This window comes from Bacteroidales bacterium, from assembly GCA_035342335.1.
Lineage (GTDB): Bacteria > Bacteroidota > Bacteroidia > Bacteroidales > JAGONC01 > JAGONC01.
Genome location: DAOQWY010000039.1, coordinates 3,256 through 16,415, shown reverse-complemented (window position 1 = coordinate 16,415; position 13,160 = coordinate 3,256). Strand labels below are relative to the sequence as shown.

General features: G+C 49.6%; 11 protein-coding genes. 8 read left to right on the top strand and 3 right to left on the bottom strand.

Annotated elements, in window-relative coordinates; translation table 11 throughout:
• From PKI34_13045 to PKI34_13015, 7 genes are all read left to right on the top strand, one after another.
• On the top strand, positions 1 to 650 hold a 650-nt coding region (locus tag PKI34_13045), incomplete at its 5' end, for a TonB-dependent receptor (GenBank protein HNS18734.1).
• A gap of 189 nt (positions 651 to 839) precedes the next feature.
• Positions 840 to 1,523: a hypothetical protein gene (locus tag PKI34_13040; GenBank protein HNS18733.1), complete on the top strand. Its 684-nt coding sequence runs from the start codon at positions 840 to 842 to the stop codon at positions 1,521 to 1,523.
• A 252-nt stretch (positions 1,524 to 1,775) separates the two neighbouring features.
• Entirely contained in the window at positions 1,776 to 2,348 is a 573-nt protein-coding gene (locus PKI34_13035; GenBank protein ID HNS18732.1) for a carbonic anhydrase, read from the top strand.
• A gap of 115 nt (positions 2,349 to 2,463) precedes the next feature.
• Positions 2,464 to 3,105: an ATP-binding protein gene (locus PKI34_13030; GenBank protein ID HNS18731.1), complete on the top strand. Its 642-nt coding sequence runs from the start codon at positions 2,464 to 2,466 to the stop codon at positions 3,103 to 3,105.
• A gap of 480 nt (positions 3,106 to 3,585) precedes the next feature.
• Complete coding sequence (locus PKI34_13025; protein ID HNS18730.1) at positions 3,586 to 3,900, top strand: transposase; 315 nt, start codon at positions 3,586 to 3,588, stop codon at positions 3,898 to 3,900.
• Positions 3,901 to 4,096: 196 nt separating this feature from the next.
• The gene (locus tag PKI34_13020) at positions 4,097 to 5,245 is read left to right on the top strand and encodes an AAA family ATPase (GenBank protein ID HNS18729.1); all 1,149 of its coding nucleotides are present in this window, start codon (positions 4,097 to 4,099) and stop codon (positions 5,243 to 5,245) included.
• A gap of 134 nt (positions 5,246 to 5,379) precedes the next feature.
• Positions 5,380 to 5,802 carry an ATP-binding protein gene (locus tag PKI34_13015; protein ID HNS18728.1) on the top strand — a complete coding sequence of 141 codons (423 nt, stop codon included), beginning with the start codon at positions 5,380 to 5,382 and terminating at the stop codon, positions 5,800 to 5,802.
• Between the two features lie 88 nt (positions 5,803 to 5,890).
• Here PKI34_13015 and PKI34_13010 read toward each other — a convergent pair whose 3' ends face one another.
• A complete protein-coding gene (locus PKI34_13010) occupies positions 5,891 to 8,020 on the bottom strand; it encodes a histidine kinase (GenBank protein HNS18727.1) in 2,130 nt (709 codons plus the stop codon).
• 74 nt (positions 8,021 to 8,094) lie between these two features.
• Between PKI34_13010 and PKI34_13005 the strand changes: the two genes are divergently transcribed.
• A complete protein-coding gene (locus tag PKI34_13005) occupies positions 8,095 to 8,850 on the top strand; it encodes a LytTR family DNA-binding domain-containing protein (protein ID HNS18726.1) in 756 nt (251 codons plus the stop codon).
• A 32-nt stretch (positions 8,851 to 8,882) separates the two neighbouring features.
• Here the strand turns inward: PKI34_13005 and PKI34_13000 are convergent, their stop codons facing one another.
• Together PKI34_13000 and PKI34_12995 are read right to left on the bottom strand one after the other, a co-directional pair.
• A complete protein-coding gene (locus PKI34_13000) occupies positions 8,883 to 9,800 on the bottom strand; it encodes a type IX secretion system membrane protein PorP/SprF (protein HNS18725.1) in 918 nt (305 codons plus the stop codon).
• Between the two features lie 76 nt (positions 9,801 to 9,876).
• The coding region (locus PKI34_12995; protein HNS18724.1) for a gliding motility-associated C-terminal domain-containing protein at positions 9,877 to 13,160 on the bottom strand (3,284 nt) is incomplete at its 5' end.

Here is a 13,160-nt window from a genome sequence, read left to right as displayed (position 1 = left end):
TTGGTGGCATCATTTTATTTCAGGAAGTGGTACCGGTTTGGTTCAGGGCGGAAAATGAGGCCGTTACTTCGACATCAAAGGGGAGGACCTATGGACTGGAGATCTATTTCAGGGACACCGACCTGATGGGATTCAACATCCTGTCATCCTATACCCTCGTCAGAAGCGAGTTCACCAACAACAAGGATGACTACATCGCTTCGGCGTGGGACAACAAGCATCTGTTCAACATCACGGTGATCCGCCAGTTTGCCAAAACCTGGAACGCAGGAGTGAAATGGCGTTTTGTGGGCGGAGCGCCCTATACGCCTGCTGACCTCGACCAGTCGAGCCTGATCGAATCCTGGGAGGTGAATAACCGTGCCATTCCGGATTACGACCGGTACAATACCCTACGGCTGACCCGGTTCCATCAGCTGGATGTCCGTGTCGATAAAGAGTTTTTCTTTAAGAAATGGTCACTGAATCTGTATGTGGATATCCAAAATGTCTATAACTTTAAGGCCGAGACGGCTCCTGATTATACGAACCTCGATGCGAACGGCGTTCCGGTGATCAATCCCGCTGATCCCACGCGGTATGTGCTGAGGGAAATCGGAGGCGACACAGGGACGGTGCTGCCGACGGTGGGGGTGATTGTGGAGTTCTAAGGTACATGGAATTTGAGAGGAGAGAGGAGAAAGGAGAGAGGAGAGAGGAGAAATATATTTATATATAACGATAGTTGCATTTTTAGTATTAAAATTCACAATAAGATGAAGAAATATAGTTTGGGATTGATAATGCTTTCTATAACATTATTCGCCTTTTCGTGCAGCAGTCATTTGCAGCAGGGCAGGATGAAATCCGCGCCTGCGGAGACCCTTGTCCTGCAGACGAACCTGGGGGGGAAGGGAGTTGCCCTGGAAGTGAAGATGCTGGCCGGGGAGCAACATAATCACCCGATGATGGCCATCTGGGTGGAGGATACCGACGGTAAGTACCTCCAGACGCTGTACGTTAACAAATCCGTTGCCACCAGCATTTACGGCCACGGGGACAAGTCGAGTGGCGAATGGCTGCCCGGCACGGTGCGCCGGCCCGCGGCACTGCCCTACTGGGGGCACCAGCGGGGCATCGAAGCATCGGATGGCCTGTTCGTCCCTGATCCGCTGAATCCCGTTCCGGACGCTTACACCGGCCCAACACCGCCGGGGGATTTCGTACTGAAGACGCGTACGGATCAGGTCCTGACCGGTAAGGTCAACATCCTTTTTGAGATCAATCAGTCGTGGGACTGGAACGACTACTGGAACAATGGCCTCTTTCCTGACGATCAGGATTACCGGGGCTCCGCACAGCCTGCCGTGGTCTACCGTGCCACCATTGACCTGTCGGAACCGGAGCAGGAGTATGTGCTCGTTCCCATTGGACATTCGCATTACAGCGGAGCCGACGGCTCACTGAATCCCGACCTGAGCACGCTGACCACCGCACTGGACATAGCCGGGGAAATAAAGGTCAGGATCATACCCACGAATTGATGATGGGTAATTGGCTTCCTTTGAATATATTTGCCGAAAACAGACAAATTTAATATACTCCTCCCCCGTGAGGTTGTGTCAAAAGTCATTTTACACCGCAAAGCCGCGAAGCCGCTAAGAAAAAAAATATTGATTATGAGGACTTTGCGTCTTTGCGTCATTGCGGTTTTCATTATAATAATCCCTTTTGACACAACCTCGTGCAGGGGTAGGGTACAGTGTAAATTTTCCGGAGCCAACAACATTTTTCCTATGACCATTCATCAAGAGTTGATCGACAGGATCCTCAGCGACAATGATATTTTCGTTCAGTCGCACGATCCCGCGTATTTCCAGGCCCACGCGCACGGGCAATCACCACGCGTCACGATGCTTACCTGTTCCGACTCGCGGGTATGTTCCCGCATCCTGTCGCAGGAATCGGTGAACAACGTATTCGTCATACGAAACATTGGCAACCAGGTGTCCACCTGCGAGGGATCCCTTGATTATGCCGTTTACCATTTGAAAACGCCGCTGCTGGTCATTGTCGGGCATTCCGACTGCGGTGCAATCAAGGCCCGCATGAAAGGGGTGATGGGGGAGCCGGATACGATCCGGCGGGAATTGCTCACCCTGCCTGCCTGTCCCGGCGGTCCGTATGTCATTGGCGACAATGAGGATCAACTGCTGGAGAACATCTTTGAGAACATCCGCTATCAGGTGCGGATGGCAACCGTGCGCTATGCCCGGCTCATCAAAAACGACGAGCTGCGGATTGTGGGTGTCTATTACGATTTCCACAACGACCTCGGCCAGGGATGGGGAAGGGTGGTGGTGGTGTAGGATCGGCAAACGGCAATCAGCAATCGGCAATCGGCAATCTGTCAATTCAGATAGCAGATAGCAGATAGCCGATAGCCGATTCAGATAGCTTGCAACAACGAACAAAAATACCGTTTTGAAGTCCCATCACATAACCGATCTGATCAAGCAGGGCGAGAATCAGAGCCTTGATTTCAAGTTTGAGATTTCCGATTCACGGAAGATTGCGCGGACGCTGGTGGCCTTTTCGAATACGGATGGTGGTACGTTGCTGATCGGGGTGAAGGACAATGGCGTGATTGCCGGCATCCGGTCGGAGGAGGAGAAGTACATGGTGGAGACGGCAGCGCTGATGTACACACGTCCGATGGTGCGGTATGCGACCAAGGAGTGGCAGGTTGAGGGGAAGACGGTGCTGGAGGTCGTCATAGCAAAAGGGGATGAGCGGCCGTATTTTGCGCTGGAGCCCAGCGGCAGGTGGATGGCGTATATCCGTGTGAAGGATCAAAACCTGCTGGCAAACCGTGTGCTGTTGAAGGTCTGGGAGAAGGCCCCGGAAGAGGATGGGGTGGTTATTCACTATACGGAAAAAGAGAGGCTGTTTCTCGATTACCTCGACCGGAACGGGACCGTCACGCTGGCGGAGTTATGCGAGGTGGCGGGCATTTCGCGCCACAAGGCCGAGGGACTGCTGGTGGATTTCATCCGGATGAAGATCATCGAGATGGTCTTCACCGAAAAAGAGGTTTATTACCGGTTCCGGGAGACGGTGCAATAAATATTGCGGTGCTACGCACCACAAATATTCCGGTGCTACGCACCACAAATATTCCGGTGCTACGCACCACAAATATTCCGGTGCTACGCACCTACAAATATTGCGGTGCTACGCACCTACAAATGTTACGGTGCTACGCACCACAAATATTCCGGTGCTACGCACCTACAAATATTCCGGTGCTACGCACCACAAATATTGCGGTGCTACGCACCACAAATATTGCGGTGCTACGCACCTACGTGGAGATTGGTGGGATATGGATGCTACAAATATTTTGGTGCTCTGCACCAAAATATTGAAAAAAGGACCAGCGGCGGAGCACCATTTTATTTAATGCAAATTCCACGGATTAAAAATAGGTGCGTAGCACCGCAATATTAATAGGTGCAGCGCACCGGGATATTTATCCCAAAATCAACGAATTATAATGTAGGTGCAGCGCACCGAGATATTTATATACACCACAATATCCAATTTATGGCAAATACCTACACACAATCCTATTTTCATCTGGTTTTTGCAGTTAAGAACCGTGAAGCCCTGATTATGAAGCAATGGAAAAATGAATTAGAGATGTACATCACAGGGATCGTGCAAAATCATAAACATAAACTACTGGCCATCAATTCTATGCCTGACCACATTCATATCTTCATTGGCTATAACGTAAATCATCTCATCCCCGATCTGGTAGAAGAGATCAAGACATCCAGTAATGCGTGGATCAAGCAGATGAAGTATACGAATATAACGATGTGTATTTGTTTGATTTCTATGATGATGCAGCATTAGGGGAATAATCATCCCATTGCAAAACAAATATTCTGGTGCAACGCACCACACGGATAATCCGAAGCAAACTGTACCACCGAATCCGGAGTAAAGTGGTACACTTTCCACCGGATTTAGTGGTACACTTTCACCGGATTATACAATTAAAATCTAAAAATGATTAAGGAATCTGCAAAAATGGTCTAATTTTGCACGTATGCTGGAAATAAAACGACATATGAATGTGCCGGAAGGTTCATTTTTCCTTTTTGGCCCCCGGGGTACCGGCAAATCTACGTTTGTCAAAAGCCTGATTGATCCTGATACGTTGTATGTTGATTTTCTGGATCCGGAAACATTCAGGATATATGCAGCTTTTCCCGAAACATTGATCAAGACCGTAAATGCATTGAAGCCTGTTCAGGTGATCATTGATGAAGTCCAGAAAGTTCCTCAGATACTGGAAGTTGTTCACAAGACCATGGAAGAGAAAAAAATTCGGTTCATTCTGACGGGTTCCAGTGCGCGCAAACTTAAAAAAACGGGGGCTGATATGCTTGGAGGGAGAGCGGTGAATTGCAGGATGCATCCGTTTGCGGCAGGCGAATTGGGCAATACCTTTTCACTCGACAGGGCATTGCATACCGGACTGATCCCGGTTGTGGAGAGAAGTCCGGAACCATCAAAGACATTATCAGCCTATGTGGATGTTTATCTGCGTGAAGAGATCATGGCAGAAGGACTGGTCAGAAATCTTGGAACATTCGCACGGTTTCTGGAGATCATCAGCTTTTCCCACGGCTCTGTGCTAAACATCAGCAACCTTGCAAGAGAGTGTCAGACTGGCAGGGGCATTATAGCCGGTTATCTGGAGATCCTTGAAGATCTTCTGTTGGGATACCGCATTCAGGTTTTCACCCGCAGGGCGAAAAGAAAAACATCCGCACATCCGAAATTTTACTTTTTTGATAACGGATTATACCGACGATTACGGCAAAGGGGACCGCTTGACCTGGAATCCGAGATAACCGGTCCGGCCCTCGAAGGTCTTATTGGCCAGCATTTGAGAGCATCCATTGATTTTGCATTTCCTGATTCCCGGTTGTTTTTCTGGCGGTCACTGGCCGGCAATGAAGTTGATTTTATCCTTTATGGTGATAAACAATTTGTTGCCATAGAAGTGAAGAACACCAGCGTGGTGCGGCCAACTGACTATAACGGGCTGACCTCTTTCGGTGACGATTATCCCGAAGCATCCCTTATTCTACTATACAGGGGAAGTATCGTAATGAAGCACAAAAACATCCTTGTACTCCCGGTGGAACTCTTTCTGAGAAATCCGGAAAAGTATCTCCGTAGTTCTTAATGTGCCCCACCCTCGATGGGGGAGGGTGGTGGTGGTGTAGGATCGGCAATCGGCAATCGGCAATCAGCAATCTGTCAATTCAGATAGCAGATAGCCGATTCAGATAGCTTGCAACAACGAGCAAAAATACCGTTTTGAAGTCCCATTACATAACCGATCTGATCAAGCAGGGCGAGAATCAGACGCTGGATTTTAAATTTGAGATTTCCGATTCAAGGAAGATTGCACGGACGCTGGTGGCTTTTGCGAACACGGATGGCGGAACGTTGCTGATCGGGGTGAAGGACAATGGCGTGATTACCGGCATCCGGTCGGAGGAGGAGAAGTACATGGTGGAGACGGCAGCGCTGATGTACACACGTCCGATGGTGCGGTATGCGACCAAGGAGTGGCAGGTTGAGGGGAAGACGGTGCTGGAGGTCGTCCTAGCAAAAGGAGAGGAGCGGCCGTATTTTGCGCTGGAGCCCAACGGCAGGTGGATGGCGTATATCCGGGTGAAGGATCAGAACCTGCTGGCGAACCGTGTGCTGTTAATGGTCTGGGAGAAGGTGCTTTAAATATTCCGTTGCTGCGCACCGCCCCGGTACGATGGATTGTGCCGTGTGGTGTGGTGGAACAAATGGAGGTTGTTCTCAAGTAACTGCTTTATGATGTCGATCCTTTCCCGGTCATCACATTCCTGTTGTAATTTAACGGAACGGAGATTACCACCCGCGTGCCGGCAGGCTGCTGGTGATCATCGTAAAGATCGGTTATCTCCTGCAGCAAGGGTGGCCGGTTGTACCTGTTGTACATCGCAAAGAGCTGCTCCATGATCTTCAACCCTTTCCCGGTGGAGGTGGACTTTACTAACTTTGTTTGTTTGCGGCCAATGCCATCATCCTCCACCCTGATGATCAAATATTCATTTTCCGCGGAGATGGAGATACGTAACAGGCCCGGTGACCCTTTCGGCACCAGTCCGTGCTTCAGCGCATTCTCAGCATGCGTCTGGATGATCATCTTGGGTATTTCGGATTCCATGTATACATCAGGAGCCAGGTCAATCAGGTAATTGAACTTGTCACGGAACCGGGACTTCTGGAGTTCGAGATAGCTTTTTGTGAATTCCAGCTCTTCCGAAAGGGGCCGGCTGAGCTGATCGGAAGATGCAACCAGGGTGCGGACCATCTTCGAGAAGTTCATGATGCTTTTGTACGCTTCATCCCGGTTTTCCTTGTAGATGGATGATCCGATCATATTGATCACGTTGTACAGAAAATGCGGATCCATCTGGGATTTGATGCTGCTCAGATGAAAAGCGGTCAGCTGCTTTTCGATCTCATACCTTTTCTTTAACTGGATGTGCTGCAAAAGACGGATGAGAAGAACGAATCCAAGGATGGTGATGTAGATCCCTGTGTATATTGCCGGCTTCCAGTTGTAAACCGGATTCAATCCGTAATCAAAGAGAAACAATTTATCGTTGCTTTGGATGGAAAGTTGCCCGGGACCTTTACCTGCCAGTTTGACTGAGCAAATCAGATCATACGCCGGCCTTGGGACCGGCAGAGAAACAGGATGCGTAAAGTCTTCTCTGAATAAAAAATACTGATCGAAGCTGGAATGTGGAATGAGGTATTCTGTTCTTCCATTTTGATCAATATCAATAGATTGAAGTTGGTGGGCGTGAATGGGATATTTACTGACCTGATGAAGCTTAAGAGCAGTGTCGATCGAAACGATGCCCAGTGACTGAATGAGGGCAAAGGTATGAGAATGCAGTGCAGGTTGACACGGTATTAAAGACAATCTATCCAGTGTATCTGAATTTTTAAAGATCCTTCTCCTGATCACACGTCCATCAAGAGTCGAAAGGAATAACTGGTCATCTATTTCTGAGTTTCCTGCAAAGTTGTAGCCGCTGATGAGCGCATATTGTCCCGATGCGTTTCTGATCACAACAGATTCCAGACTTGCAATTTTTCCCGGAAATTCCATAGGTGAAAATAAAAAATTCAGGTCGCTGTCAAGCACCATCAGCCAGCAGCTTTGATCGGGATAGGGAATGACAGAATCATGAATATTGTCTGAGGCATAGGAATCAATGATGATCTCTTCTTTGTCATCCTGGTCCGGATCGATGAAATGTATGTCTGATATAAAGTTGCCGCTCCTGGGAGATACACGGAGTGAATCGTTGTTAATATAATAGGCAAATACATTCCTGGGTTGCAGTGAAAATCCTGAATTTATGGCAAAAACCAGCTCCCCGAAACCATCGCTGTTGAGATCGGTCACTTTTCCGCCAATAACGTTTGCATCTGGATCAACCTGATTTTTAGCAACCATCGTTGTGGCAATGCATCTGTTCCGGATGTTGAAAGCCGGCCTTTCGGTAAATTCCATGACATGCAGCAGAATACTATCCTTTGATCTGCTGAACAGGAAGATTTCGTCCCGACCATTATGGTCCGAATCACCTATGATAAACCGCTTCCCCCAGGGCAAAAAAACTCCCCGGATATTCCACTGATCCATATCACCTTTCCTGGTCCGGATTACGATATAAGATCCTCCTGCCACATTTTGCCCTGTGATGATCCGTTCTGACCAGCCATCGTGATCCAGGTCAGCATAATAGTATTCTGCTCTATCATCTACCTTCTGATATTCAACCAGCGTTGCCTTGAATTTTTGAATCCCCAGCGGAACGAAAATGATGATCAGCAACGTCACCACCAATGCCTGAAAGAGCGGGTTTAAGAAGAAATATATAAAGAATCGCCGCATCATATTCCGGATCGGATTTACGAAGGATTTTTGACAAAGTGCAATTTATTAATTATTTTTACGAGATCAAATCAAGTATGGAAAATATTCCAAAGAAAATTACCACACTGATTGTTGAAGACGAGCCCGTTGCGGTTGAATTGCTGGAAGCTATGCTGGATGATGCCGGTGGCATTGAGATCGTCGACCGGTGTCAGACGATTGCCGGCAGTTTGCGATCCGTTTTGCAATTTCAACCGGAGATCATTTTTCTGGATATACTCCTGGGCGAGGAAAATGGATTTGATCTTATCAATGCGCTGCGCGATTATGATGTGAATCCCTCCGTCATTTTTGTCACCGGGCATGATGAGTTTGTATTACAGGCCATTCGCCATGCCGCTTTTGATTACCTTTTAAAACCTGTTGATCCTGAAGAACTGAAAAAAACACTATCAAGGTACCGTAAGCGGAAAGTTGAATCATTCCATCGGCAGGCCGGAAATTTATCAGCCTGGCTTGAAGCAGCCCGGAAGATCCGGTTCAATACGATAGGCGGTTTTATACTCGTCAGCCCGGCGGAGGTTCTGTACTGCGAGGCAAATGGTAATTACACAGATATTTTTCTTGTTGACGGAAAGAAACATATGATCTCAAGAAATATCGGGGAGATTGAGAAATTATTGATGAATAATCCTGAGTTTTTCCGTATCAGCCGTTCGATCATCATTAACAGCAAGTACCTGAAGGAGGTGAACAAAAAGCAAAAGCTGTGCATTCTGACCACGGATAAAACGAATTATTCTTTGGCCATCTCAAAGGATCATATTAAAGATATTGAACAGGCATTCTAACCGTCGAACTATCCCGGTGCGCTGCACCTACATCAGAAAAAATCCCCTACGTACGGCTTCTTTTTGGTCTGCTTGTCCCAGCAAAGCCTGATCTCGTGTGAACCTACATTGTAGTTCCCTATGTCACCCAGATAGGAATCGAATGAATAGCCGATCTTCAGTCGTGAACTCACGCGCAGTTCGGTCAGCATCACGAACGACCGGGTGTTCGACCGGTACGACGCGCCCACCCAGATCAGGTTGTTGATCTTCAGGGCCGTGTTGATATCCACTCCCCAGTTGCCTTCTTCCCAGTATTTCACCAGCACCGAGGGTTTGAGCACCATATTCCTGATCTTGATGAACCCGCCGGTATACAAATAAACATTCTGGGTGAATGCAAATTCGGAGTACTCCCGATTGTCGTACAGGGCCAGAAAGTATTTGTCGAAAAGATGTGTGGTGGAGAATCCCATAAAGAAATCCGGAGTGTAGTAGTACACGCCGAAATTGGCATCCGGCAGCGTCAGGGGCTTGGGCTGCACGATCAGGTAGTAGTCGTTCATGTTTTCCATGCTCAGCTCCTGCCAGTCAATACGGGTTTGCTTCAAACCAAACTGCAAACCCATTGACAGCTTTCCTACCGGGAATTCGAGGATGTAGGCGTAGGTGGTCATTACGCCGAAGTCAACGGTAGGTCCCAGCCTGTCAACGTACATATATCCGCCCAGACCGATCTTTTCGTTACGCAGCATTCCCTGTCCGCTCAGGGTGATGGTGTTCGGCGCACCGTTCAACCCGATCCACTGGTGCCGGTCGACCAGGTGGAAGATCGGCTTCTCCTGGATGCCGGTAAAGGCCGGGTTTAAAATATGATAATTATGAAGGTATTGATAATACAACGCGTCCCGCTGCCCGAAGACGCCTGCGCTTATCAACAGGAACAGATGTATGAAAATGTATTTTTTCATTTTATCTATAATTACTACCCTTAAATCATAATAATGTATTTCTCCTCTCTCCTCTCTCCTCTCTCCTCTCTCCTCTCTAATCTCTGTATAAAAACACCCATCCCTTATACATCGCCTGGTACTCGGATATCGTCAGGAAGTAGTAATAGGTCCCGTTCGGTACCATCTGACCATCCTTGTCCAGTCCTTCCCAGCGGTTGTCTCCATTATCGTAATGTTCAATTTCGGCAATGATCCCGCCCCAGCGGTCCATGATGACCACCCTGTTGGTGGGATAAAGCTCAATGCCCTTGATCTTCCAGTAATCGTTAATGCCATCGCCGTTGGGTGTCAATGCGTTATAAATGATGAACGGTGGCTCGGGCAGGATGTCTTTCCTGAATACTTCGATACGAACGGTGGCCGTATCACTCAGCGGCGGATTTCCGTCGTCATAGATTTGATAGGTGAATTCGTCGGAGCCAATGTAATCGTTGAACGGGCTGTACAGGATCGTGCTGTCGACCATGATCTTGATGGAAGCGCCATGCAGCGGCGCTGTCAGGATCTCGTAATTCACGATCCTTCCATCGGGATCGTAGTCGTTGGCCAGCACGTCGATGACCACCGGGATATTCATGGTGGTTGAATCCAGGTCATCCCTTGCCACAGGTTTTTGATTGAAGTACTCCACGATGATGTAAACCGTTGCCGTATCGCATGCGCCGGTGTAGTCACAGAGCTCGTATTTCAGGCTGTCGACTCCCGAGAAGCCGAAATCGGGCGCGTAGTCCAGGAACCGGATGTCGCTGTTCAGATAATACAGGCCGTGTTCGGGTTCCTCGACGACACTGACCGTGATTGGATTGTTGCTCCCGATGCAATACAGGTCATTGCCCAGGATGAAGATGTTGATGGGCACGTTGTTCAGGGTGGAAGCATAATCGTCATTGGCAATCACGGTGCTGACTGCCGTAACCGTGGACAGGCAGGTGTCTCTGTTCCCGTGCATATCTTCCACCGTCCATATGACCTTTGTCACTCCAAGCGGATAATAACCGCTTGCGTTCGACTGGCCATTGACGCTGTTCACCGGACTGTATGCTCCGCAGTTATCTGAGACAACAGGCACAGGCACTTCAACATACATCGAACAGTTGCCGGCTGAAGCCACACTGTATACATCCTGGCACTGGATCACGGGCGGTTCGTTGTCCACGACAGTCAATGACTGCGTGCAGGTGTCGGTATTGCCATGGACATCCGTCGCGATCCATTGGATTGTATGGGTTCCGACAGGAACCTGTCCGGACGGGAATAGCTGGGCAAAATCGCTGGTGACGGTTCCGATGCCGCAATTATCCGTTGCAACAGGTAACCCAAGGTCGATCTCCAGCGCGAAGCATTCGCCCTCGTCAGCGTTTACTGTAACGGGTGGCGGACAGGTAATCTCCGGTGCGTGGTCGTCCACAACACCGACGGTCACCGTGCCTTCTGCTTCACAGCCAATGGAGTCTATCACCCGGTATGAATAGGTACCCGGCATCAGACCTGTGAATTCACCTATTGTATCACTAACGCCGTTGAGTGTATACGTATAGGGCAGTGTTCCTCCGAGAGCCGTCAGAATCACCGATCCGTCGTTCTCATTTTCGCAGGTTGCGTGGATGACCATTTCGGTGACAACCAAGGTAGTTATCGAAAGGATCATTTCGGAAGAATCAGCAGGGCAGATGTTGCCGATACTGTTTGCAACAAGCGTCAGGATGACCGTACCGGCATCCAGATCTGCCGTGCTAAGAGTATAAACCGGATTCAGGATGGTGTTGTCGCTGAATGAGCCGGTGCCGCTGGTGGCCCACCGCAGTGCGCTGAAATTGTCAGCGGTGGCATCCGTCAGGACAAAGGAAGCATTTTCGTCCCAGCAGATGGCCGCATTCGGACCGGCATACACAACGACCTGCTGCACGATGGACAGAATCAGGGTGTCGCTCACCGGGTCACAGGGCGCCACCGGCTGAGATGTCATTATCAGCAGAACGCTTCCTGCCTGAATGTCGTCAGGCCCGGGAGTATACAACGGGTGCAGAGCGGTTGTATCGTCAAAGGTTCCGGTGCCGCTTGTTGTCCATATCCTCCCTTCCGTATTGCTTTCAAAGGCTCCGGTCAGCTGGTAGGCAGTCCCCTCGCACACGGTATCGTTTTCACCGGCAAAGACAACCGCCTGCTGTATGATGATCAGAATGACCTCATCGGCGGCTTCGCTACAGGAGCCGTTTCCGAAGGCGGTAAGGGTCAGGGTGACGAGGCCGGTGTTGATATCGGTAAGGCCTGGAGTGTAGATGGCATTCAGTAAGGCGGGATCGTTAAATGTTCCTGTTCCGCTGGTGGTCCAGAGGATGGAGGAGTAGTTGTAAGCCGTACCGGAAAGTGTGATGTTTGAGTCGGAGCAAAGAGTCGTGTCATCGCCGGCATCCGCTATCGCCATCATGCTAATGGACAGGATCATGGAGGAAACGGCATCCGGGCAGGTTCCTTCTCCCGTGGCAGTCAGTGTCAGTTCAACACTGCCATTAAGGATGTCATCCGCACTCGGCGTATAGACCGGGTTCAGGATGCCGTTGGCACTGAAGGTTCCCGTACCGGAGGAAGTCCAGGCAAGACTCAGATAATTGTCGGCCGTGGCTTCAGTCAGCCCGAAGGTATCGCCCTCGCATATTGCCGCGTCCGGGCCGGTGTATGCCGTGGCAGCGATCACCAGTGTCAGTATCATTTCGTCACTGGTGCTACCGCATGCCCCGTTTCCATAGGCGGTAAGTGTTAAGATTACGAGGCCGGTGTTGAAATCGTTCAAGTCAGGAGTATAGGTGGCCTCCAGCAGGGTCGGGTCATCATAAGAGCCGGATCCGCTCGTGGTCCAGAGTACGGATGAATAATTGGATGCCGTTCCGGCAAGTGTGTAACTGACTTCGCTCGTACAGAGTGTTGAATCTTCCCCTGCACTGGCAACAGGGGCGCCGGTGATGGACAGGATCATGGAGGAAACGGCATCCGGGCAGGTTCCTTCTCCCGTGGCGGTCAGTGTCAGTTCAACACTGCCATTAAGGATGTCATTCGTACCGGGCGTATAGACCGGGTTCAGGATGCCGTTGTCACTGAAGGTTCCCGTACCCGAGGAAGTCCAGGCAAGACTCAGGTAATTGTCGGCCGTGGCTTCGGTCAGCTGGAAGTTTTCTCCTTCACAGATCGCCGCGTCGGGACCGGCATAGGCCGTCGAGGCGATTACGAGCGTGAGTATCATTTCGTCACTGACGGAGTCGCAGGAACCGTTTCCATAGGCGGTAAGTGTTAAGATTACGAGGCCGGTGTTGAAATCGTTCA

What these genes read in the sequence shown, in the direction of transcription:
- PKI34_13040 (HNS18733.1), top strand. Translation starts at nt 840, where the DNA reads ATGAAATCCGCGCCTGCGGAGACCCTTGTCCTGCAGACGAACCTGGGG.
- PKI34_13035 (HNS18732.1), top strand. Translation starts at nt 1,776, where the DNA reads ATGACCATTCATCAAGAGTTGATCGACAGGATCCTCAGCGACAATGAT.
- PKI34_13025 (HNS18730.1), top strand. Translation starts at nt 3,586, where the DNA reads ATGGCAAATACCTACACACAATCCTATTTTCATCTGGTTTTTGCAGTT.
- PKI34_13020 (HNS18729.1), top strand. Translation starts at nt 4,097, where the DNA reads ATGCTGGAAATAAAACGACATATGAATGTGCCGGAAGGTTCATTTTTC.
- PKI34_13010 (HNS18727.1), bottom strand. Translation starts at nt 8,020, where the DNA reads ATGATGCGGCGATTCTTTATATATTTCTTCTTAAACCCGCTCTTTCAG.
- PKI34_13005 (HNS18726.1), top strand. Translation starts at nt 8,095, where the DNA reads ATGGAAAATATTCCAAAGAAAATTACCACACTGATTGTTGAAGACGAG.
- PKI34_13000 (HNS18725.1), bottom strand. Translation starts at nt 9,800, where the DNA reads ATGAAAAAATACATTTTCATACATCTGTTCCTGTTGATAAGCGCAGGC.